This window comes from Haloarcula sp. Atlit-47R (genome assembly GCF_003665985.1).
GTDB lineage: Archaea > Halobacteriota > Halobacteria > Halobacteriales > Haloarculaceae > Haloarcula > Haloarcula taiwanensis.
This window is the reverse complement of sequence record NZ_QPLQ01000002.1, coordinates 508,509-528,580: the sequence shown is the minus strand read 5'-3', so window position 1 is coordinate 528,580 and position 20,072 is coordinate 508,509. Positions and strand designations below refer to the sequence as shown.

At 65.4% G+C, this 20,072-nt stretch carries 23 protein-coding genes; 11 read left to right on the top strand and 12 right to left on the bottom strand.

The genetic code is table 11. The annotated features are described in order from the left end of the window. Entirely contained in the window at positions 1-1,251 is a 1,251-nt protein-coding gene (locus tag DVK00_RS10415; RefSeq protein ID WP_101349343.1) for a DNA double-strand break repair nuclease NurA, read from the bottom strand. A gap of 55 nt (positions 1,252-1,306) precedes the next feature. Then, positions 1,307-1,699, bottom strand: coding sequence for a hypothetical protein (locus DVK00_RS10410; RefSeq protein ID WP_053966265.1), 393 nt, complete (start codon positions 1,697-1,699; stop codon positions 1,307-1,309). A gap of 160 nt (positions 1,700-1,859) precedes the next feature. Here DVK00_RS10410 and gpmI point away from each other — a divergent pair, with 160 nt between their 5' ends. Further along, on the top strand, positions 1,860-3,419 hold the full coding sequence (gpmI, locus tag DVK00_RS10405; RefSeq protein WP_101349344.1) for a 2,3-bisphosphoglycerate-independent phosphoglycerate mutase: 1,560 nt from the start codon (positions 1,860-1,862) through the stop codon (positions 3,417-3,419). A gap of 17 nt (positions 3,420-3,436) precedes the next feature. On the opposite strand, the gene DVK00_RS10400 is transcribed toward gpmI, so the two are convergent. Next, positions 3,437-4,105, bottom strand: a complete 669-nt coding sequence (locus DVK00_RS10400; protein WP_121577683.1) for an RNA 2'-phosphotransferase — start codon at positions 4,103-4,105, stop codon at positions 3,437-3,439. 117 nt (positions 4,106-4,222) lie between these two features. Between DVK00_RS10400 and DVK00_RS10395 the strand changes: the two genes are divergently transcribed. Next, the gene (locus tag DVK00_RS10395; RefSeq protein ID WP_101349346.1) at positions 4,223-4,714 is read left to right on the top strand and encodes a pyridoxamine 5'-phosphate oxidase family protein; all 492 of its coding nucleotides are present in this window, start codon (positions 4,223-4,225) and stop codon (positions 4,712-4,714) included. Between the two features lie 5 nt (positions 4,715-4,719). On the opposite strand, the gene nadC is transcribed toward DVK00_RS10395, so the two are convergent. The 4 genes from nadC to DVK00_RS10375 all read right to left on the bottom strand — a co-directional run bounded on the left by nadC (position 4,720) and on the right by DVK00_RS10375 (position 10,043). Then, the gene (nadC, locus tag DVK00_RS10390) at positions 4,720-5,541 is read right to left on the bottom strand and encodes a carboxylating nicotinate-nucleotide diphosphorylase (protein WP_121511143.1); all 822 of its coding nucleotides are present in this window, start codon (positions 5,539-5,541) and stop codon (positions 4,720-4,722) included. Next, a complete protein-coding gene (locus DVK00_RS10385) occupies positions 5,541-7,118 on the bottom strand; it encodes an L-aspartate oxidase (protein ID WP_121536415.1) in 1,578 nt (525 codons plus the stop codon). The genes nadC and DVK00_RS10385 overlap by 1 nt, the downstream gene beginning before the upstream one ends. Before the next feature lie 2 nt (positions 7,119-7,120). Next, the gene (gene nadA / locus DVK00_RS10380; RefSeq protein ID WP_199722460.1) at positions 7,121-8,248 is read right to left on the bottom strand and encodes a quinolinate synthase NadA; all 1,128 of its coding nucleotides are present in this window, start codon (positions 8,246-8,248) and stop codon (positions 7,121-7,123) included. A 298-nt stretch (positions 8,249-8,546) separates the two neighbouring features. Continuing rightward, positions 8,547-10,043 carry an amidohydrolase gene (locus tag DVK00_RS10375; protein ID WP_121577681.1) on the bottom strand — a complete coding sequence of 499 codons (1,497 nt, stop codon included), beginning with the start codon at positions 10,041-10,043 and terminating at the stop codon, positions 8,547-8,549. A gap of 81 nt (positions 10,044-10,124) precedes the next feature. On the opposite strand from DVK00_RS10375, the gene hmgA reads away from it, so the two are divergent. Continuing rightward, positions 10,125-11,342, top strand: coding sequence for a hydroxymethylglutaryl-CoA reductase (NADPH) (hmgA, locus tag DVK00_RS10370; protein WP_101349351.1), 1,218 nt, complete (start codon positions 10,125-10,127; stop codon positions 11,340-11,342). Positions 11,343-11,366: 24 nt separating this feature from the next. Here the strand turns inward: hmgA and DVK00_RS10365 are convergent, their stop codons facing one another. Both DVK00_RS10365 and DVK00_RS10360 read right to left on the bottom strand, forming a co-directional pair. Next, positions 11,367-11,717, bottom strand: a complete 351-nt coding sequence (locus tag DVK00_RS10365; RefSeq protein ID WP_101349352.1) for a hypothetical protein — start codon at positions 11,715-11,717, stop codon at positions 11,367-11,369. Beyond that, positions 11,714-12,238 (bottom strand): DUF5817 domain-containing protein, encoded by a 525-nt coding sequence (locus DVK00_RS10360; RefSeq protein ID WP_101349353.1) that lies wholly within the window; start codon positions 12,236-12,238, stop codon positions 11,714-11,716. The genes DVK00_RS10365 and DVK00_RS10360 overlap by 4 nt, the downstream gene beginning before the upstream one ends. 92 nt (positions 12,239-12,330) lie before the next feature. Between DVK00_RS10360 and DVK00_RS10355 the strand changes: the two genes are divergently transcribed. Further along, positions 12,331-12,669 (top strand): cupin domain-containing protein, encoded by a 339-nt coding sequence (locus tag DVK00_RS10355; protein WP_101349354.1) that lies wholly within the window; start codon positions 12,331-12,333, stop codon positions 12,667-12,669. A gap of 37 nt (positions 12,670-12,706) precedes the next feature. After that, on the top strand, positions 12,707-13,504 hold the full coding sequence (locus DVK00_RS10350; protein WP_121577680.1) for a hypothetical protein: 798 nt from the start codon (positions 12,707-12,709) through the stop codon (positions 13,502-13,504). 23 nt (positions 13,505-13,527) lie between these two features. Here the strand turns inward: DVK00_RS10350 and DVK00_RS10345 are convergent, their stop codons facing one another. Further along, complete coding sequence (locus tag DVK00_RS10345; protein ID WP_101349356.1) at positions 13,528-13,752, bottom strand: hypothetical protein; 225 nt, start codon at positions 13,750-13,752, stop codon at positions 13,528-13,530. A gap of 80 nt (positions 13,753-13,832) precedes the next feature. On the opposite strand from DVK00_RS10345, the gene DVK00_RS10340 reads away from it, so the two are divergent. Beyond that, complete coding sequence (locus tag DVK00_RS10340) at positions 13,833-14,060, top strand: hypothetical protein (RefSeq protein ID WP_101349357.1); 228 nt, start codon at positions 13,833-13,835, stop codon at positions 14,058-14,060. Positions 14,061-14,254: 194 nt separating this feature from the next. On the opposite strand, the gene icd is transcribed toward DVK00_RS10340, so the two are convergent. Then, positions 14,255-15,517: an isocitrate dehydrogenase (NADP(+)) gene (gene icd, locus DVK00_RS10335; protein ID WP_121577679.1), complete on the bottom strand. Its 1,263-nt coding sequence runs from the start codon at positions 15,515-15,517 to the stop codon at positions 14,255-14,257. Positions 15,518-15,669: 152 nt separating this feature from the next. Between icd and DVK00_RS10330 the strand changes: the two genes are divergently transcribed. Further along, the gene (locus tag DVK00_RS10330) at positions 15,670-16,512 is read left to right on the top strand and encodes an isoaspartyl peptidase/L-asparaginase (RefSeq protein ID WP_101349359.1); all 843 of its coding nucleotides are present in this window, start codon (positions 15,670-15,672) and stop codon (positions 16,510-16,512) included. A gap of 43 nt (positions 16,513-16,555) precedes the next feature. Further along, on the top strand, positions 16,556-17,452 hold the full coding sequence (gene map / locus DVK00_RS10325) for a type II methionyl aminopeptidase (protein ID WP_101349360.1): 897 nt from the start codon (positions 16,556-16,558) through the stop codon (positions 17,450-17,452). Positions 17,453-17,656: 204 nt separating this feature from the next. On the opposite strand, the gene DVK00_RS10320 is transcribed toward map, so the two are convergent. After that, the gene (locus DVK00_RS10320) at positions 17,657-17,854 is read right to left on the bottom strand and encodes a hypothetical protein (RefSeq protein ID WP_101349361.1); all 198 of its coding nucleotides are present in this window, start codon (positions 17,852-17,854) and stop codon (positions 17,657-17,659) included. Between the two features lie 243 nt (positions 17,855-18,097). Between DVK00_RS10320 and DVK00_RS10315 the strand changes: the two genes are divergently transcribed. The 3 genes from DVK00_RS10315 (at position 18,098) to DVK00_RS10305 (ending at position 20,047) form a co-directional block, all read left to right on the top strand. Further along, positions 18,098-18,634, top strand: a complete 537-nt coding sequence (locus tag DVK00_RS10315) for an HIT domain-containing protein (protein ID WP_121577678.1) — start codon at positions 18,098-18,100, stop codon at positions 18,632-18,634. A gap of 78 nt (positions 18,635-18,712) precedes the next feature. Then, the gene (locus tag DVK00_RS10310) at positions 18,713-19,627 is read left to right on the top strand and encodes a cation diffusion facilitator family transporter (protein ID WP_101349363.1); all 915 of its coding nucleotides are present in this window, start codon (positions 18,713-18,715) and stop codon (positions 19,625-19,627) included. 33 nt (positions 19,628-19,660) lie between these two features. Then, positions 19,661-20,047: a DoxX family protein gene (locus DVK00_RS10305; protein WP_101349364.1), complete on the top strand. Its 387-nt coding sequence runs from the start codon at positions 19,661-19,663 to the stop codon at positions 20,045-20,047. The last annotated feature ends 25 nt before the right edge of the window (positions 20,048-20,072 follow it).

The following is a 20,072-nucleotide window of genomic DNA, read 5'->3' as shown; positions in this document are numbered from 1 at the left end:
TCAGAACGATTCTTCGACGGCGCCCCACCGGATATCGTTGTACTCTCGTTCGCGGTCAGTCTCGAACGTCCGCTCGATGCGGCGGGTGAGTTCCTCGCTGCCCTGCCGGTCGATTTTGGCGAGCTCGTCGGCCTTCCCGATAGCCAGTGGCGGCCCCTGCTCTCGGGCCACGTCGTGGAGTATCTGCCGCGTGAGCTTGGCCCGGCACTCCGGGTCCTTGGTGAAGGCATAGGGGGCCTCGACGCGGAACACGAGGTCGGACCGGGGGTCGTAGAGAACGAAAAACGTCACCTCGTAGGCCTCGGGGTCGAGCGACCGCTCGATGCCCAGCGCGTCGCCGTCGGCGGCCATGATGCCGTCGGTGCCGCCCCGCGAGCGGAACCAGTTTGTCGCAGTGAGACAGCCGGTCTGCCGGTCGCCCCCATCGTCACGGCGCTCCAGTATCCGGCGGAAGAAAGCGGTGTCGTTCACCCACGGGGCGTTCGTTTTTCGGCGGAGGGCCCGCGTAAGGGCCTTCGTCGAGGAGTTTTTGATGAACCCGACCATTGGAACGTCCCGCTCGACGAACCGCTCGACGAGGTCGACGTAGTTGTTTACCACCGTCTTCGGCCGGTCGTCCTCCGCGAGCAGGTCGGCTAGTTCAGTGTCGCGGTCGGCCCATCGGAGCACGCCGGTCGGGTAGATGGGGCCATCGAGGATGAACAGGTCCTCGACCACATCGGCGTTTGTCAGCGCGTGCTGGCTCTCTGCGAGGTACAGCGCCAGGGCGTGGACGACCCGCTGTTCGTAGCGGTCGACCTGTGGCACGTCGAGGACACGCCGCTTCGCGTAGCCGCGGTCCCCGCCCTGCCACTCGCCGCCGAACCCCAGTGTCGCGTCGTTCGAGTGCACGGCCATGATGATGGTCCGGCCCCGGTGGAGTTCGATGTCCGAGGGCACACTGCCCATCGCCGCCTGTGCCACGTCCAGTACCAGTCCGTTCTTGAACGTCGTCGGATTGATCGTCCCCGAGTCCAGGCCGTGCTGGGTCGGGAACGGCGGGTCCACCAGCGCGATGTCTTCAATCGGAACCTTCCGGCGGCGCTGCTCGTCCAGCGGCTCCAGAATCTTCGTTCCGTCCTGCCACAGCGGGTCGAGGAAACTGTCCCACACCTCCTCTGCGGCCGCCTCTTGGTCGCTCGTCTCGACGGTCTCGCGCACTTGCCCGGCGAGCTTGGCGATGCCGTCGACGTGCACCGGGTCCAGCGTCATGCCCGTGGGTTCGCCGGGACGGATATAACCCTTTGGTCACTCGCCAATTCGGTGGTTACTCCTTGCCCGACTCCTCGCGAAGCAGGCGCTCGATGGCCTCGGCGATCTCCTCGTAGGACTGCATCGTCAGGCCGTCCGTGGTGATGAGCACGCCCTGTCGCTCGGTCGTCGCCCGCAGGAGGTAGCCGTTCGAGAACGCACGGACGGTGAAACGGTAGTCGCCCAGTTCGGACTCCTGGTAGGCGTTTTTCGTCTGCTTGTACCCCTGCCACTCGTGGCCGACGAAGTCGTTGAGGTCGGCGTCCTGTTCGAGGTCGTCCCGAAGATAGAGCTGCTCGAAGTTCGCACGTGTGAAATACGTCACTGAGCGAAGCGAGTCGCCTGTCGCTGTCCGGGCCGTCGTAACGATTGCGTCGGCCAGATCGTCCGAGAGGATGTTCCGAGTCATGCCCGACCGAAGGCGGGCCACCCTCTTAATTTCAGGGTTCCCGATACCAGCAACGATAGCAGGGGAATAGCACCACCAGTACTGCCGAATTTCGCATCATCGACCGTCACGTTCGGCGCTGACCGACAGTGTATTACGCCGGTCGCGTGACCCACCGGGTATGGACGTCGGACTCATCATTCTGGACGGCTGGGGGCTGAACCCGGACGACGATGTGCGGGACGCCGTCGCCGCCGCCGACACACCGAACTTCGACCGCTACCGAGACGCAGGCGCAGCGTCGACGCTTGCAACCCACGGCCGCCGGGTCGGTCTCCCGGAGGGCCAGATGGGCAACTCCGAGGTCGGCCACCTCAACATCGGGGCCGGCCGCGTCGTCAAGCAGGACTCCGCCCGTGTCAGCGACAGTATCGCGCGCTCCCGGGGCGAATCGCCGCCCGACGACGCCGCACAGGACCCGCCCTTCTTCGAGAACCAGACGCTGCTGTCGGCCTTCGAGTACGCCGAGGACCACGGCGGCCGGGTCCACTTCATGGGCCTCGTGTCGGACGGCGGCGTCCACTCGTATCAGGACCACCTCCACGCGCTCATCGAACTCGCCGGCGAGCGCGGGACCGACGCCGTCTCGCACGCCTTCACCGACGGTCGTGACACCTCGCCGACCGGCGGTGAGGGCTACCTTGCCGACCTCGAAGCCCACGCCGAGGCACACGGGACGGGCCACGTGGCCACTGTCTGCGGTCGGTACTACGCGATGGACCGCGACCAGAACTGGGAGCGGACCCGCCGGGCCTACGACGCCATCGTCCATCGAGAGGGCGACCACCACGCCGACGACGCCGTCACGGCGGCCACCGAGTCGTACGCCCGCGACACCACTGACGAGTTCATCGAGCCGACGACCGTCGGCGACCACGCTGGCCTCGAAGACGGCGACGCGGTCGTCTTCTTCAATTTCCGGTCGGACCGCGCCCGGCAGCTCACCCGAATGCTCGGCGATATCCGCCCGGACGCCTGGGGGGCCGACACCGAGCCGCCGGACACCCGGGTGGTGACGATGACGCAGTACGACGAGACGTTCGACCTGCCGGTCGCCTTCCCGCCGAACCAGCCCGAGGACGTGCTCGGCGAGGTGCTTTCTGCAGCCGGAAAGACGCAGATTCGGCTGGCCGAGACGGAGAAGTACCCCCATGTCACGTACTTCCTCAACGGCGGCCGCGAGGTCGCGTTCGACGGCGAGAGCCGCGAAATTGTCGACAGTCCCGACGTGGCGACCTACGACCTCCAGCCCGAGATGAGCGCGCCGGAACTGGCCGACACCGCCATTGAATTCATCGAGACCGAGGACCCCGACGCGATGGTCCTGAACTTCGCCAACCCCGATATGGTCGGCCACACCGGCGACTTTGACGCGGCGGTGACCGCCGTCGAGGCCGTCGACGAGCAACTGGGCCGCCTCGTTGAGGCGATTCAGACCGCCGGCGGGCACGTGCTGGTCTGTGCCGACCACGGGAACGCCGACGACATGGGGACCGAAGACGACCCGCACACGGCCCACACGACCAACCCCGTCCCCTTCATTTATCTGTCTCCCGACGGGACCGCTGGCGGACGGACTGCACGCGACGGCGGGACGTTGGCCGACCTCGCGCCGACGATGCTCATGCTCATGGGTATCGACCAGCCGGACGCGATGACCGGGACGCCGCTGGTCGAGTAGCGGGCGGCGCAATCACGCTAGTTTTCGACCAGTGAGAGATACTGCGGTGGCACGCGGGCAGTCGTGTACGTCTCGGTCCCGCGCTTGACAATCCGCCGGTCGTCGGCCTGCATCGCCGCGGCGTCGACGACGAACACGACAGGGTCGGCGGCGTGGCGACGCCCCACCTCGCGGGCTGTTGCGGCGGATTCGGAGAGGTGGACTCGCTGGCGGCCCATCGGCTTGAGCCCGGCTTCGCGTATCGAATCGGCGTTCTGCGGGGCGGTTCCGTGGTACAGCGTCGCCGGTACGGGGTCGTCGGTCGCGTCGAGAGTTACGTCGACGGAGTGCCCGTACGTCGCCCGGACCCGGCCGCCAGCGGCTGCCGCGCTCGACTCGTCACTGGCTCCCACCCGCTCGAATCGCCCTTTCGGGTCCGTGGCGAGAACGCCGGCCAGTGCCTCACCATCGGCCCAGTCGTACTTCTGCTCGACTGCGACGCGGAGGGAATCGAACGTCGTCCACCCCGCTTCGTCTACTTCGATGCCTGCATCCTCGGGGAAATGCCTGAGCGCGCCCGAGACGAACTTCGAGAGCTGTCGTCGCCGTCCACCGTCGAGAACATGGCTGCCTCCTCTGTCACAGACCGGGCACGTGTCGCCCTCGAAGAAGCCGTCCTCGGGACACCGACGGACTGCGTCTGGCATGGGTAGGGATGCGTCGTGACCACACAAAAGCACCGGGTGGCCGGACTCGACGCCCCGGTATCGACAGTTTGCGCCACTGCCCTGTGGATTTATCATCACCTGCCGACAATCGGAGACATGACAGTTGCCGAACTGGAAGATTTCGGGATGCTCCAGATGGACAGCGAGGACATCGAAACGACCCTCGAACGGAAAAGCGTCGGCGTGCTCGGTGTCCCGACCGACTCCGCGCCGCTACTGCGCCCGCTCAGCTTCTGGTACGACGGCGACGCCGCGCTCTACTTCGTCTACGTCCTCGGTACCGACAGCCGGAAAGTGACGGCGAGCGACGACGCTGCTATTGCCCGGTTTCTCGTCTACGACATCGAGACGACGTTCAACTGGCGCAGCGTCCTGCTGACGGGTTCCATCGAGCGCATCCCCGACGACGAACGCAGAGCAATCGAAGAACAGATTGACACCTCCTGGAAGCCAGACGTGTTCGAACGCGCGGCCGAGACGGAGGCGACGGCGCTGTACCGGTTCCGAATCGACGACCGAGCCGGTATCAAGCAACTCGAACTCCCGCACGAACTCAGAACCGAATCCTCGTCGAGTCGGCCGGACTGATCGCTTCAGCCCGTTCGGAACGAGAAATCGAGCGTTGGCGCGGAGTGGGTCAGCGACCCCATCGAGATGATGTCCACACCCGTTTCGGCGTACGCCGGCACGTCCTCGACTGTGATACCGCCGCTGGCCTCCGTGAGTGCATCGGCGTCGGCTGCCGTCACGAGGGTGACCGCGCGCTCGGTCTCGGCGGGGGCCATATTGTCCAGCAAGACGATGTCTGCGCCGGCTTCCGCGGCTCGCGGTGCATCTGCCGGAGCTTCGACCTCTACGTCGAGTTTCGTGGCGAAGGAGACCCGCTCGCGGAAGTGTTCGACGGCCTCGACAAGTCCCAGCTCGGCAATGTGGTTGTCCTTGACCATCACCATGTGTGAGAGGTCAAGCCGGTGGGTGTCGCCGCCGCCGGCCGCTACCGCTCGCTTCTCGACGCCGCGCAGTCCGGGGGTCGTTTTTCGCGTGCCGGCGATGCGGGGCGTGGAATTCGTCGCAGCCGATGCCGCCGCATCGACGGCGGCCCGGGTCTTCGTTGCCACGCCCGAGGCGTGGCCGGTGACGTTCACCGCGACGCGTTCGCCGCGCAGCACCGACTGCGCGGGGCCGTCGACGCGAAGCACCACGTCTCCGGCGTCGACGGCAGCCCCGGAGTCGACCGCTGTCTCAACCGCACAGTCTAGATACTCGAACACTGCAGTGGCAGCGTCGAGACCCGCAACCACGCCGGACTCCTTGGCTACCAGTCGTCCCTCAGTCGTGCCGGGCACGTCGTTGGTCACGTCGTGGTGGCCCACGTCTTCCCGGAGCCATCGCTCGATGTCGCTGTCTGCGAGCATCAGTCGGCTGTGGACTCCGGCGGGTCCTCGCTCGCGTCCACGAGATTGTGCGTGCCGACGCTCTCTTCGTTTTCGGCGGCGTGGCGCGCGATCAACAGGGCGGTGACGCTGGCGTGGCGGAGTTCGTACAGCGAGCGGCTGGTACGCGTGCGGACGTACGCATCCACTTCGCCCTTGAGCCGGCGGAGGACGGCCATCGCGCGCTGGAGGTCCGCGGGGTCGCGCACGACGCCGACATAGTCGTCCATCACCCGGGTCAGCCGCTGGAACTTGTCGCTGGCGAACCGCTTGGGCAGGTCCGGGTCGCGTTCCAGTAGTTCCGGCGCTTCGATGGGCTCCGGTTCGGCCCCGGCCGCGTCTTCGCCGGCGCGCAGACCCCAGACGAGTCCCTCAAGGAGGGACGTACTGGCGAGTCGGTTCGCGCCGTGGACGCCGGTCCGGGAGCACTCGCCGACGGCGTAGAGTCGGTCAAGCGTCGTCCGGCCGCGGTCGTCGACGGAGATGCCGCCACAGAGGAAGTGCTCGGCAGGGGCGACCGGGATTCCCTCGGTCCAGTCGACGCCGTGGTCCTCACAGCGCTGTGCGAGGTCGGGGAACTCCTCTGCGAAATCGAGTGGCGAGACGTCCAGCGTGACCTCGCCGGTGGCCTCTCGCTCTGTTTTGACTGCCCGGGCCACCACGTCGCGGGGCGCGAGTTCGGCGTCGGCGTGGTAGTCTGGCATGAACCGCTCCCCGTCGCCGTTGCGGAGCAGGCCGCCCTCACCGCGGACGGCCTCGCTGACGAGGAAGGCCACGTCGCCGTCACGCTCGCCGCCTTCCTGTACGCATGCGGTCGGATGGAACTGCACGTATTCCATGTCCTCGACCTCGGCCCCGGCGAGTGCGGCCATGCCGATGCCGTCCCCGGTGGTGTTATCGGGATTCGTCGTCCGCGGGTAGAGGTCGCCGATACCGCCGGTCGCCAGGACGACGCTGCCGGCGAAGTAGGGGTCGACCTCGCCGTCGGATTCGAGCATCGCGCCGTGAACGCGGCCCTCGTGGCGGATGAGTTCCAGCGCGGCGGTGTCGTCCAGAATCTCCACGCGGTCGTGGTCGTCGACGTAGTTCAGAAACGGGACGTGAATGTGCTTGCCCGTTGAGGCGTCCACGTGGAGGATGCGGTCCTCGCTGTGGGCGGCCTCGCGGGTGAAGTCGAACCCATCCTGACTCACGGGCGTCTCCGACGCCCGCTCGTCCGCTCCCGTCGAGCGTGGCTCGACGCTGTCAAATTCAACGTCCAGCGTCTCCAGCAGCACGTCCTCGACAGCTTCGTTGGCGTTCTCGACTAGCACGTCGACGGCGTCGGGGTCGGCAGTGCCGTCCGAAGCGGCCATGATGTCTTCTTTGAACTCCTCGGGTGTATCCCGGGAAATGGCAATGCCGCCCTGTGCCCACCAGGATGAGGACCCTTCGGGGCGGGTGGCCTTCGTGGCGAGCGTCACGTCGTCGCCTTCGCGGGCCGCGGCGAGCGCCGCCGCCAGCCCGGCGATACCGGAACCGATGACCAGCACGTCCGTCGTAATCGGGTCGTCCGTCATGGTTAGATTTCCAGCATGCGGTCCATCGCGACCTGTGCCAGTTCCTTCTCCTCGGGCGCGACTTCGATGACGTTTCGCTCGCGGCCGTCGACCAGTTCCTCCAGCACCCACGCGAGGTAGTTCGGGTCGATCTGCCGCATCGCGTTGCAGTCCATACAGGCATCGCCACACAGCGGCACGACGTTCACCTCAGGGTGCCACCGCTGGAGGTGGTGCGTGAGGTGTATCTCGGTGCCGATGGCCCACGTCTCGCCGGCGTCGGCCTCGGCGACAGACTCACAGATGGTCGACGTGGAGCCGGCCACGTCGGCGGCCTCAACGACCTCGCGGCGGCACTCGGGGTGGACGATGACGTTCGCGTCGGGGTAGTCCTCGCGGATGGACTCGATGTGGTGCTCGCGGAAGCGTTCGTGTACCTGGCAGTACCCCTCCCAGAGAATGATGTCGTTTTCGACGGCGTCGGCGGCGTCGGTCCCCTCGGCGTCCCACGGGTCCCACTCGACGGTCTCGTCGGCCATGCCGAGGCGGTGGGCCGTGTTCTCGCCGAGGTGCTTGTCGGGCAGGAACAGGACCTTGTCGCCCTTCTCGAAGGCGTACTCGAAGGCCTTGTGCGCGTTCGATGAGGTACAGACCAGCCCGCCCTGCTCGGCACAGAAGGCCTTCAGGTCGGCGTAGCTGTTCATGTACGTGATAGGGATTATCTCTTCGTCGTCGTCCAGGGCCGCGGTCAGCTCCGCCCACGCGGCATCGACCTGCAGCGCCTCGGCCATGCCGGCCATCGGGCAGGAGGCCTCCATCGACGGGAGAATCACGGTCTGGTCGTCGTCCGTAATGATGTCCGCGGATTCGGCCATGAACGTCACGCCGCCGAAAATCACGTAGTCGGCGTCGGACTCGGCGGCCTCCTTCGAGAGCTGGTAGGAGTCGCCGATGAAGTCGGCGTGTTCGACTATCTCCCGGCGCTGGTAGTTATGGCCGAGGATGACCACGTCGTCGCCGAGGGTATCGAGCGCGCTCTCGATGCGCTCGGTCCGCTCGTCTGCCTCGAGATCCCGATACGTTGACGGGAGTTGCTCGAGGTTGTCGTACTTGAAGAGGCTGAGATCTGTCTCGAACGCGGCGGTTTCCATTTCGGGCACGATGTATCCACCTGTGGGTACTCACACTTCGGAACTACTTCGTGAAAACATTTTATCTTCAAAGAAGCAAGTTGGTGGTGGAAAGAATTGTATTTACAGTATTGGTGGCCAACTAAGTTCTGTTAGCAAAATTGGTGGCAACTATAATTCCGTTTCCGGTATTGGTAGTCCATCAATTTTTTATATCCGGATTTGGCGACCAATCCGGTTCTATATTCCGCATTGCCGAATCATGTTGTATGTTATTGAGTGACGAAAAAGGTTGATTCGACATCGCTGTCTGTTCGAGTCAGTCGCTGGCGTCAAACACTACGTCACCGTCGCTGACAGTCAACGTAACTGCGATATCCGAAATTTCGCCGCCAGGCACCGCCCACGGGGGGGCCGTCAGCACGGCGAAGTCCGCGACCGAGCCCGGCGTAATCGTGCCCATCCGGTCCTCGTCGAAGCCCGCGTACGCGGCACCGCTGGTGTACGCCCGCAGTGCCTCGTCGACCGTCAGCCGCTGGTTCGGTTCCGGCGCGGTCACGGCCTGCTGGACGCCATACAGCGGTGAGAGCGGCATACAGTCGCTCCCGAAGGCCAGTTGTGCGCCGGCATCAACGAGGTCGCGGAACTGGTTCGTCTGCGCGCGGCGCTCGCCGAGTCGCTCGTCGTACAGGCCACCGGGCGCTGCCCACCGATGGAAGTTCGGCTGGGATGACACGACCAGCGGCGATGCAGCCAGCCGCTCCACCAGGTCACCGGTCAGGACCTCGGCGTGTTCGACGCGGTGGCGCTCGCTATCGGCGTCGACCGACTCGACGGCCGAAAGCAGTGCCTCGATGGCCGCGTCGCCGATGGCGTGGGCGGCGAACTGGAGGCCCGCGTCGTCGACTTCTGACACGAGTCTCCGGAGAGCATCCGGAGCCGTCCGCCACTCGCCGACGCTATCGCTGTCGGCGTAGGGGTCCCGGAGCCGCGCGGTTCCGGCCCCGAGCGACCCGTCGATGTACGTCTTGATCGCGCCCGTCCGGACCCGGTCGCTCCCGTGGTTCGTCACCAGACCGAGTTCCCTGACCGAATCAAGGTGATCGACCCAGTAGTTGAGCCGCACCCGCAGCGAGAGTGCGTCCTCGATGTCTAGATCGCGGTACACTCGCGGGGCGTGTGACTGCCGCACCATGTCGTGGACGGCGGTGATTCCCTCCGAGAGCGCCACCTCCTGTGCGGCCAGCAGGTACTCCCGGGTCTGTGTGTAGTCGGGCGCGATAGCGTCGAAGACGGCCTCGGCAGCTTCCTCGACGAGTACGCCTGTCGGGGCTCCGTCCTCGGTCCGGACGCCGTCGTCGGGTAGGTCCAGTACGTCCAGCGCGGCGTGGTTCACCGATACCGTGTGGATGTCTTCTCGTGCGGCCGCAACGGGGCGCTTGGTACTTACTTGGTCAAGCGTCGCCGCTTGCAACAGGTCGCCATTCCAGTCGCTCTCGTCGTAGCCAAAGCCCAGAATCCAACCCTCGCCGCCGTCAGCCGCCAGCAGCCGGTCGATGCAGTCGGCCGGGCCGTCTGCCCCGGCGAGGTCCGCCTCGACTGCACGCCGGCCGACGATGTCCAGATGCGTGTGGGCGTCGACGAAACCGGGCAGCAAGACGCCGCCGCGGCAGTCGACGGTCTCGGCACCCGCCGTCGAGAGTTCGTTCGGGTCGCCGACGGCGGTAACCGTGCCGTCCGCTACTGCAACCGCGGACGCCGGCTCGTCGCCGGACAGCGGTCGCACCTCACAGTTCGTGAATACGCGGTCGACCATACAGACTCCGGGCGCGGCGACTGCAAAACGCTTGGCCCGCCAAGAGCAACTGTTAGGAGCCCCGAAGCCACACCGGTCAGTATGACCGACTCCGAGGCTACGGCGCTCGCAGAGCGCGTTCGTGACGGTGAGTTGCGGCTCTACGAACTGGAAGACCACGCCGATCCCGACACCGCGGCAGCGGCCCGTAGACACCTGCTGGCCGAGGAGACCGGCGCGGACCTCTCGGCGGTCGGCGACTACACCTTCGACGCTGCCGACGCCGAGAGCAACATCGAGAACATGGTCGGCGCGGCGCAGGTCCCGATGGGCGTGGTCGGCCCCCTCCCGGTCGACGGCGGGGCCGCCAAGGGCGACCACCACCTCCCGCTGGCGACCAGCGAGGGCGCGCTGCTGGCCTCCGTCAACCGCGGCGTCTCCACGATTCGAAACGCTGGCGGCGCGACCGCTCGCGTCCTCAAGTCCGGGATGACCCGCGCGCCGGTGTTCCGCGTCGAAGACGTGGCCGAGGCCGGCGAAGTGTCAGCTTGGGTCCGCGAACACGTCGACGCTCTGGCTGACGCCGCCGAGTCGACCACGAGCCACGGCGAGCTACAGGACGTGACACCGTACGTCGTCGGCGACAGCGTCTTCCTGCGGTTCTCCTACGACACGAAAGACGCGATGGGGATGAACATGGCAACCATCGCGACGGAGGCGGCCTGCGAGGTCGTCGAGTCCGAAACGCCGGCTGACCTCGTCGCGCTGTCGGGCAACCTCTGTTCGGATAAGAAGCCCGCCGCTATCAACGCTGTCGAGGGGCGCGGTCGGACCGTCGCTGCGGACGTGCTCATTCCCCACGAGCAGGTCGAGGACCGGCTCGATACGACCTCCGACGCTATCGTCGAGGCCAACACCCGCAAGAACCTCGTTGGCTCGGCGAAGGCCGGCGCGCTGGGGTTCAACGCCCACGCCGCCAACGTCGTCGCCGCCGCGTTCCTCGCGCTCGGGCAGGATATCGCACAGGTCGTCGAGGGGAGCAACGCCATCACCACTGTCGACGCCCGCGAGGACGGGCTGTACGCCTCGGTCACTATCGCGTCGCTGGAGGTCGGCACCGTTGGCGGCGGGACGGGCCTGCCGACCCAGTCCGAGGCGCTGGACGTGCTTGGCTACGCCGGCGGCGGCGACCCCGCCGGGAGCAACGCAGACGCGCTCGCGGAAGTCATCGCTGCCGGCGCGCTGGCCGGCGAACTCTCCTTACTTGCTGCGCTGTCCTCGCGCCACCTCTCCTCGGCGCACGCCGACCTCGGGCGGTAGTGCCGCTTTCGGGTCAGTGCGCTCTTACTGCCGGCTTTGACTCACCAGAAAGCCGGCACCCGCAACGAGGACGACGACGCCGGCGAGCAGGAGCGCTTCCTGTCCGAGTAGGGGACCCAGTACAAGCAACGCCCACGCCACGGCAAAGATACCGTGGGCGATTGCGAACAGTCGCTGGCCTCGGTGGGCGAACACGACCGTCCCCAGCGCGAACCCGAGCGTCAAGACGACCGCCGAGAGCGCGACCGTGCTCACCTGTAGTGAACCCACGGCAACTGGCTCAACGACCGGGGTGAGCAGAAACAGCAGTCCCGAGAGACCGACAAGAATCCCGACTGCGACCGGGCCGGGCTCCAGATCTAACGTCGCGGTCATAGCAGCCGGTACTTCCCCCGGCTCTCCGATACCTCGCCCGCCCGAACCAGTTTCTGCAGCGCTTTCCGGGTGTACGACGCCGGGACGCCACGCTCCTCGGCGTAAGCCACCACATCGCCTTCGGTGGGCTGGTCAAGGTTCCGCAACGCGCTCAGGACAGTCTCCTTGCGGCTCGACCCGCTGGCCGCCCCCTGTTCGACGCGCTCGGCGGCCGCCGACACGGCGTCAGTGTCGACTCCCGAATCTTCGAGATACGTCTCGTCGTCCACGCCCGCGTCGCCGACCTGTCGCTCCATCTCGGCGTAGGAGTCCAGTTCCGCGAAGGCGTCGCCCTCTCCCTGCCGGTTCGCCAGCATCGACGCCCGGATCTCGCGAGCGTGGGCCTCGTCGTCCGTTTCGACGAACTTCCGCCGCTTCTGGTGTTTCCGGCGCGTGCCACACCGCGGGCACTGCGTCGTCTCCGGCCGCCCCTCGGTGACCCACAGCGCGCTACAATTGCTACACCCGACGACCGCGTACATACCCCCCGTTCGGGGCCGGACGGTACTGAATCCACCGACGTCCGATGCCGGGGGACGAAGGCTTAGGTGCGGTGGACCTGACATAGCCGAGCATGGAAGAAGTGCCACAGGCGGCCTGTGAGACAGTCGAAGCAGTCGACGGCGTGCATCTGACACAGCTGGCCGTCGGAGAGCAGATGAGTGTCCAGCAGTTCCATATCGAACCCGGCGCGGCCGTCCCGGAACACAGCCACCGCCACGAGCAGGTCGGCTACGTCGTGAAAGGGACCTTCACTTTCCACGTCAACGGCGAAGAGTACGTCATCGGCCCCGGAGACTCCTACGTGGTCCCGAGCGAGGAACCACACGAGGCGCGCAACGACGGCGAGGAGCCCGTCCGCGGCATCGACGTGTTCAGCCCGCCCAGACCGAACCCGGACTGGCAGGACTAACCACAACTGTTTGAGTCCTGCGCCCGTATAGTTGCTAATGACGCGGGCAGTGGCTACCATCGTGACGCTCGCGCTCGTACTCGCCGGGTGTTCGGGGTTCGTCCAGTCGGACAGCCCCGAGACGGTCACGCCGGTAGCGGTGCCGACCGACGGGGTCGGCTATCCGCCGGGCGTGAGTGACAACGCAGTAGTTCCGTCAACGCTGGCAAGCGCCCACGCGCGGACACTTGCGACGACGAACTACACGCTGATCACTCGCCAGCGAGTCACCGACAGCAACGGAACGGTGCTCCGGCGAACGAACCACACACGCTACGTCGCGGTGAACAAGACGACGTACGCAGGGCGGTTCCGGCAGAACGGGACGGAACTGAACACGTTCACCACCCGCATCGACTACTGGACCAACGGCTCCATCGTCGCGGCCCGGTACGACAATCGAGCGAACCGGCGGAATCAGGTCGCGTGGCCAGTCCGCGACGACGGCCCGGTCTCGGACCTCTCGGAGCGCCGGACGATACGCGGCGTCGCGGAAGCCGTTGCGCTTTCCGTTGCCGACCGGAGTGACGGCGGCGTCGCCCTCGTCGGGACCCGTTTCACCAACCCCGACAGACTCCGCACGCCGCTGTTCGTGAGTGACCCTCACAACGTCTCCGTCCGGCTTCGCGTCAATCACGACGGCACCGTTTCGGCGTTCCGGCTGGTTTTCGACGCTGAACGTAGCGACCAGCAGGTCCGTGTCACGCAAGAGATGCGGCTACAGCATGTGGGGTCGACGACAGTAGCACAGCCGGAGTGGGTCGCAAATACGACCAAGCGGTCGCTTCGGGAATAACCGATCGCCCGCACAGACCAGACTCAGGCGCTACCGAATGCCGGCAGGACTCGGCGTGAGGTGAGCAGATAGCCGGCGTACAGAAGGACCAGCCCCATGTACACCTCCCAAGCAGCGAACGCGGAGATGCCGCCGGACAGGTCGGCGAGGGCGGCCTGTTCGGTGAGTGCCCCGCCGACGGTTAGCCCGACTGCGAGAACCGTCGAAAGTAGGAGTTCCAGTAGTTCCGGAATCGATTCTGTGGCCATGTGTGCCCAGATATCACTGCAAACCGCTTGTAGCTCTTTCGATCCGAGAGAGCTTAGTAGGTCCACAAGAACGGACCTGTATGAGCCAAAACTGGAACGCGGACTACGCGACCCTCGCAAAGCGCGGGTTCATGCTCGGGGCAGGGCTGTTCCTCCTCGGCATTGCGGGGGAGATCGCCGGAAGCGCCGTGTTCGGGACCCTTCCAGCTTGGGGCGACACGCTGTTGGTCGACATGGAACTGCTCGGTATCCTCGTCGGGCTCCTCTCGCCGCTCGTGTTCGGTGTGGTCCTGCCGCTGACCGAGTAACGCTTCTCGGACCGACTGTGCTCCACAAGAAACGCAACCCCCGAGCGATAGCTCTGTTCTCCCGATAGGACTCGCCTGTGCCGTCACTCTCAGGCTGTACCGGAATAAAAATGAAGCGTGTTGTAGCCAGCGCGACTCGCTTACGCGAGTTTCTCGATGTTCTGGCGGCGAAGCCGCCAGAGTCCAGAAGCTCTCTACGAGAGCTTCTCTATATTTTCGACGACCTTCTCGGCGAACTCGCTGGTGGCGAGCTTCGTGCCGCCCTCGATCTGGCGTTCGAGGTCGTAGGTGACGTTCCCGGAGGAGATAGTCTCCTCGACGGCGTCACGAACGAGCTGGCCGGCGTCCTTCCAGCCCATGTATTCGAGCATGAGGCGGCCGGAGAGAATCATCGCGGTCGGGTTGACCTTGTCCTCGCCGGCGTACTTCGGCGCGGAGCCGTGGACCGGCTCTGCGAGACAGCGCGCCGTGCCGAAGTTCGCACCGGGGGCGATGCCGAGCCCGCCGATCTGTGCGCCGGCGGCGTCGGACATGTAGTCCCCGTTGAGGTTCATCGTCGCGATGACGTCGTACTCGTCGGTACGGGTGAGGAGCTGCTGGAGCATGTTGTCGGCGATGCGGTCGTTGACGACCAGCGCGTCCTCGGGCGCTTCGCCGTCGTACTCGTCCCAGAGTTCGTCCTCGGTGATGACGTTCTCGCCGTACTCCTCGTCGGCGACCTCGTAGCCCCAGTCGCGGAAGGCACCCTCAGTGAACTTCATGATGTTGCCCTTGTGGACCAGCGTGACGCTGTCCCGGTCCTCTTCGAGGGCGTAGTCGATTGCCTCGCGGACGAGGCGCTTGGTCCCGAACTCGGTAATCGGCTTGACGCCGATGCCGACCGGGCCGTCGTGGATGGTCTCGTCGAAGTCCATCTCCTCTTCGACGAACTCCTTGACCTCCTCGACTTCGTCGGTGCCGGCCTCCCACTCGATGCCAGCATAGACGTCTTCGGTGTTCTCCCGGAAGGTGACCATGTCCATCTCCTCGGGGTCTTTGACCGGTGATGGGACGCCGTCGATGTGGTAGGTCGGGCGGACGTTCGCGTAGAGGTCGAGCGTCTTGCGGAGCGCGACGTTCAGCGAGCGGAAGCCAGCGCCGACTGGTGTTGTCAGCGGGCCCTTGATAGCGACGTTGAACTCTTTGATGGCCTCGACGGTGTCATCAGGGAGGTTCTCGTCGTACTTGTCCCGGGCGGACTGGCCGGCGTAGACGCGCATCCAGGAGATGTCACGACCGGTGGCGTTCGCGGCGGCTTCGAGCACCTTCTGTGCGGCCGGACCGACGTCCGTCCCGATACCGTCCCCGTGGATGATTGGGATGATCGGGTTCTCCGGAACGTCGAGTTCGTCGTCCTCCGTGACCTGAATCTGCTGTCCCTCGTCGGGAACCTCCACTTTGTCGTAATCGTAGCCCATATTCCGCCAATTGACAGTCGCCCCTAAAGGCGTGCCGCTTTGCCTCAGACGTGGTAACACAGTGCGTAAAGAAAGGACAACGACCGTTCGCGGGCACGTCACTAACCGCAACTGCCGGAGGTGATATGCCTTTCGTGTGTCAACGGGGCTGTATGCACGTCATCGTTCACGGCGGCGCGGGCAGTCCACCGGCGTCACCGGCTACTCGGCAGGCAACTCTCACAGACGCCGCTGAACAGGCAGCGAAGGCGGAACGCCCGATGGAGGCGGTTCTGGCCGCGCTTCGGCCCCTCGAATCCGACCCGGCGTTCAACGCCGGCGTCGGTGGAGCCGTCCAGAGTGACGGTGAAGTCCGGACTGACGCCGGAATGATGACCCACGACGGCCAGACCGGGGCAGCGTGTGCAATGTCTGGCGTTGTACACGCTGCGGACGTGGCCCGTACTGTGGCAGCTGAGACGCCACACGTCCTTCTTGCTGGCGACGAGGCCGTGGCGTTCGCGGCGGGCTCCGGCGTCGAAACCGATCGCGACCTCACGACTGCAGAGACGCGACAGCGATACGAGCGCGCGAACCCGCCTGATGGTGGCCCTGCCGACCATCTCGACTGGGTCCGTGCGCATTTCAGCGGCACTGACACCGTCGGCGCGGTTGCGACCGACGGGGACCGGCTTGCGGCGGCGACATCGACCGCCGGGCGCTGGTTCGCGCTGGCAGGTCGGGTCGGCGACGTGCCGCAGATCGGCGCTGGCTTTTACGCTGATGACCGCGGTGGTGCGAGCGCGACCGGCGAAGGGGAGCCTATCGCCCGGTTCGGGTTAGCCCGCCATGCAGTCGAACAATTAGACACGTACGGCCCGCGACAGGCCGCCGAGGAGGCGATTGCGGACTTCGAGGACGCGACCGGCGGGCGTGCTGGCGTGATCGTTCTCGACCGGGCCGGCCATACCGGGGCCGAACGGAACACCGCCGCAATGCAGACCGCGCGGAGATAGCCAGAGGGAAACCCCTTTGCCCGCCACCGACTAACCGGCGTGCATGACTGACGTGGATTTCGATTCTGAGCAGTACGAGAAATGCCGCGAAGCGGGCGAGATTCTGGCACAGGTGCGCGACGAGGCGGCCGAACGCGTCGAGGTGGGCGTCTCCCATCTCGAAGTCGCACAGTGGGCCGAGGAGAAGATACGAGAGCTGGGCGGCAAGCCGGCGTTTCCGGTGAACATCTCCATCGACGAGGAGGCGGCCCACGCCACCCCCGAGCGCGACGACGACGCCACCTTCGGCGAAGAGATGGTCAACCTCGACATCGGCGTCCACGTTGACGGGTGGCTCGCCGACACCGCTGTGACAGTCGACCTGTCCGGGCAGGCCGAACTCGCCGAAGCGCCTGCCGAGGCCTTGGACGCCGCGCTGGACGTTGCCGGCCCTGGCGTCGACGTGGGCCAGATCGGCGCGGCCGTCGAGGAGGTCATCGAGGGGTACGGCTACAACCCCGTTGTGAACCTTACCGGCCACGGACTCGGTCACTGGGAGCAGCACACGTCGCCGAATATCCCGAACCGCGAAGTGGCACAGGGCGCGACGCTCGACGTGGGCGACGTGGTCGCTATCGAACCGTTCGCTACCGACGGCCGCGGCAAGGTACAGGAAGGGGCTGACGAGGAGATTTTCGCCCTCGAACGCGAGGGGTCGGTCCGGAACCGGCAGGCCCGACAGGTCCTCGAACAGATCACCGAGGAGTACCGCACACTGCCGTTTGCCGCCCGTTGGCTCGACTCGCCGCGAGCGGAGATGGCGCTTCGCCGCCTGAAACAGCAGGACATCGTCCACGGCTACCCAGTACTCAAAGAGCAAGACAATGCATACGTCAGCCAGAAGGAACACACCGTCATCATCACCGAGGACGGCTGTGAAGTAACGACGCGCTCGCGGTAGCGGACGCCGACTTCGAACTCGTGGGAGATACCGAACTACTGTTTTTCAGCAGCGCTATCGCTCCGAGCATCGTGTGAAAGGGTGGGGGGTGTGTGGCCACGTAGTCAGAAACCACGTGGCGTATGGAAACGGTGGGGTGGGGGGTGTGTGGCCACGTAGTCAGAAACCACGTGGCGTACGGAAAGGGTGGGGTGTGTGGGATGGTCAGGCGTTGTTCATCCGGGTCGACGTGGTCATGCCACAGATTTGACATTCACTGACCCGGTACGGCTCTCGGGAAAACGCCGCGTTTTCGCGTTTATCTGACTCCGTCTGTATCTGGACACGCACGGCGTGTGGTGTCTCACGGTCACACGTCGAACAGTGTTCCGCCATGTCGACGCCGTCGTTTATCGCTGCCATCCCGTCTGGGACAAGCAGGGTAGAGAGTATAAAAACCACCTTCAGTTCTGGTCCGTTCAGCACTGTTTATCGCCAGACAGCGGCCGATTTCAGTCGATTACGGCCCCAGATTGAGCGAGAATGTTTAAACACTGCCCTGAAGCCACAGAAACCGGTCTATCCGCGTGAACGGCCAATACCTTTATATACTACTTCTGGAGTGTCAGTCCTGTCGTTTTTGCTGGTGGGTCGACAACTGGCGGTATGGACAAGGTGTTTGCGCCGTGGCGCATCGAGTGGGTCGAACGCGAGGAGCCAGACTCCGATGTCGACTGCGTGTTCTGTGCGTTTCAGGCACAGGACGACGACCGGGCGAACAACCTCGTGGTGCGAAGCGACCACGCCTTTGTCCTCCTGAACAACTACCCGTACAACCCCGGGCACGTGATGGTCATTCCGCACACCCACACCGGCGAGTACGGCGACCTCGACGACGAAACCCTGCTCGACCATGCCCGACTGAAACAGCGGACCTTCGATGCTCTCGAAACCGCGCTGTCCCCGGATGGGTTTAACGCCGGGCTGAACCTCGGCGGCTCCGCGGCCGGTGGGTCCATCGACGACCACCTCCATACACACGTTGTCCCGCGGTGGAACGGCGACACCAACTTCATGCCGGTCATCAGCGACACGAAAGTCATCGTCGAGGCTGTCGAAGAGACGTACGACCGGCTCTACGCCGCGTTCGCGTCACAGGACGGGACGACCACCCCCGACGAGGGGGCTGTCCGCATCAACTGAGGCGGTCGTGGGGAAGTTGACACGGAGACTGCGCTGGTGTCGAAGCGGCTTTGACGGCGGCCCGACAACGGGGGAGCAATGTCACGCCGCGCGACGCTCAGACGGGTTGGGCTGCTCGTTCTCGGCGTCAACCTTCTCCTCGTGCTGCTGAAAGCCGGCGTCTGGTTCACCACCGGAAGCTTCGCTGTCCAGTCTGAGGCGATCAACAGCGCCGCTGACACCGCCTACTCGCTGGTCATCGTTGCTGGGCTGTACCTGACGACACGCCCGCCGGACTTCGAGCACCCCCACGGTCACGAACGTATCGAGCCGTTCGTCTCCCTGTTCGTCGCCGCGGGTATCTTCGCCGCTGGTGGGTTCGTCCTCTGGAACGCCGGCACCGCCCTGTTGACCGGCAATATCTCGGTGTCACAGGGACCGGCTGCCGTGCTCGTGCTCGCGTTCTCGGCCGTCGCGAAGTACGCCCTCTACCGGTACTGTCTCCGCGCGGGCACGAACCGTAACTCCCCGGCGCTCATTGCGACGGCAAAGGACAACCGCAACGACATCCTCACCGCGGGCGCGGCGCTGGTCGGCGTCGCTGGTGCGATGGTCGGCTACCCCATCGCCGACCCGCTGGCCGCACTCGTCGTCGCCATCGGCATCATCTACACCGGCATCGAGGTCGTACAGGAAAACGTCACGTATCTCGTCGGCGGCGCACCACCGGAGGACCTTCGGCGCGAAATCCTCCGCCGCGCGCTCGACCACCCGAAGGTCCGCGGCGCACACGATGTCATCGCCCACTACGTCGGCCCTGAAATCGACGTGAGCCTTCACATCGAGGTGGAAGGCGACCTAACGCTGTTCGAGGCCCACGACATCGAGACGGCAGTCATCAAGTCCATCGAGGAGCTTCCGGAGGTCGACGACGCGTTCATTCACGTCGACCCGAAGGAACTCGGCGAGTGGAAAGACGACGAAGAAGTAGAGCGGCTTGCCGATCTGGAGTGACGTTTTAGTGGCTGCCGTGCTATCAGATAGCATATGGGTGACGACTCATCACGTAGCTGGCTCGCGCTCGGACGACTGTTGTTTGGCCTCGGCGTGGCCCTTCAGGCCGCTGAAGACTTCCGCGATATGGAGGACGCAATCGAGTACGCCGAGTCGGCGGGTGTCCCCGCGCCGGACCTGTTGGCCCCACTGGCCTCGGGGATGATGCTGGTCGGCGGGCTGGGGACGGCATTCTGGCGGCTCCCACGGGTTTCGACCGGTGCCGTTGCCACGTTCCTTGCCGTCGTCACGCCGACGATGCACGACTTCTGGAACGCCGAGCCGGATGACCGTGGCGGCGAGCGCCTGGCCTTCTTCGGGAACCTCGCGATGTTCGGTGCAGCGGTAACGTTCCTTCGCGAAGCCTACAGCGGCGACTGAGCACTCGGTCGCTCTGACTGAAAAT

Coding starts and splice junctions, on each gene's coding strand:
- DVK00_RS10415 (WP_101349343.1), bottom strand. CDS start 1,251: ATGACGCTGGACCCGGTGCACGTCGACGGCATCGCCAAGCTCGCCGGG.
- DVK00_RS10410 (WP_053966265.1), bottom strand. CDS start 1,699: ATGACTCGGAACATCCTCTCGGACGATCTGGCCGACGCAATCGTTACG.
- gpmI (WP_101349344.1), top strand. CDS start 1,860: ATGGACGTCGGACTCATCATTCTGGACGGCTGGGGGCTGAACCCGGAC.
- DVK00_RS10400 (WP_121577683.1), bottom strand. CDS start 4,105: ATGCCAGACGCAGTCCGTCGGTGTCCCGAGGACGGCTTCTTCGAGGGC.
- DVK00_RS10395 (WP_101349346.1), top strand. CDS start 4,223: ATGACAGTTGCCGAACTGGAAGATTTCGGGATGCTCCAGATGGACAGC.
- nadC (WP_121511143.1), bottom strand. CDS start 5,541: ATGCTCGCAGACAGCGACATCGAGCGATGGCTCCGGGAAGACGTGGGC.
- DVK00_RS10385 (WP_121536415.1), bottom strand. CDS start 7,118: ATGACGGACGACCCGATTACGACGGACGTGCTGGTCATCGGTTCCGGT.
- nadA (WP_199722460.1), bottom strand. CDS start 8,248: ATGGAAACCGCCGCGTTCGAGACAGATCTCAGCCTCTTCAAGTACGAC.
- DVK00_RS10375 (WP_121577681.1), bottom strand. CDS start 10,043: ATGGTCGACCGCGTATTCACGAACTGTGAGGTGCGACCGCTGTCCGGC.
- hmgA (WP_101349351.1), top strand. CDS start 10,125: ATGACCGACTCCGAGGCTACGGCGCTCGCAGAGCGCGTTCGTGACGGT.
- DVK00_RS10365 (WP_101349352.1), bottom strand. CDS start 11,717: ATGACCGCGACGTTAGATCTGGAGCCCGGCCCGGTCGCAGTCGGGATT.
- DVK00_RS10360 (WP_101349353.1), bottom strand. CDS start 12,238: ATGTACGCGGTCGTCGGGTGTAGCAATTGTAGCGCGCTGTGGGTCACC.
- DVK00_RS10355 (WP_101349354.1), top strand. CDS start 12,331: ATGGAAGAAGTGCCACAGGCGGCCTGTGAGACAGTCGAAGCAGTCGAC.
- DVK00_RS10350 (WP_121577680.1), top strand. CDS start 12,707: ATGACGCGGGCAGTGGCTACCATCGTGACGCTCGCGCTCGTACTCGCC.
- DVK00_RS10345 (WP_101349356.1), bottom strand. CDS start 13,752: ATGGCCACAGAATCGATTCCGGAACTACTGGAACTCCTACTTTCGACG.
- DVK00_RS10340 (WP_101349357.1), top strand. CDS start 13,833: ATGAGCCAAAACTGGAACGCGGACTACGCGACCCTCGCAAAGCGCGGG.
- icd (WP_121577679.1), bottom strand. CDS start 15,517: ATGGGCTACGATTACGACAAAGTGGAGGTTCCCGACGAGGGACAGCAG.
- DVK00_RS10330 (WP_101349359.1), top strand. CDS start 15,670: ATGCACGTCATCGTTCACGGCGGCGCGGGCAGTCCACCGGCGTCACCG.
- map (WP_101349360.1), top strand. CDS start 16,556: ATGACTGACGTGGATTTCGATTCTGAGCAGTACGAGAAATGCCGCGAA.
- DVK00_RS10320 (WP_101349361.1), bottom strand. CDS start 17,854: ATGGCAGCGATAAACGACGGCGTCGACATGGCGGAACACTGTTCGACG.
- DVK00_RS10315 (WP_121577678.1), top strand. CDS start 18,098: ATGGACAAGGTGTTTGCGCCGTGGCGCATCGAGTGGGTCGAACGCGAG.
- DVK00_RS10310 (WP_101349363.1), top strand. CDS start 18,713: ATGTCACGCCGCGCGACGCTCAGACGGGTTGGGCTGCTCGTTCTCGGC.
- DVK00_RS10305 (WP_101349364.1), top strand. CDS start 19,661: ATGGGTGACGACTCATCACGTAGCTGGCTCGCGCTCGGACGACTGTTG.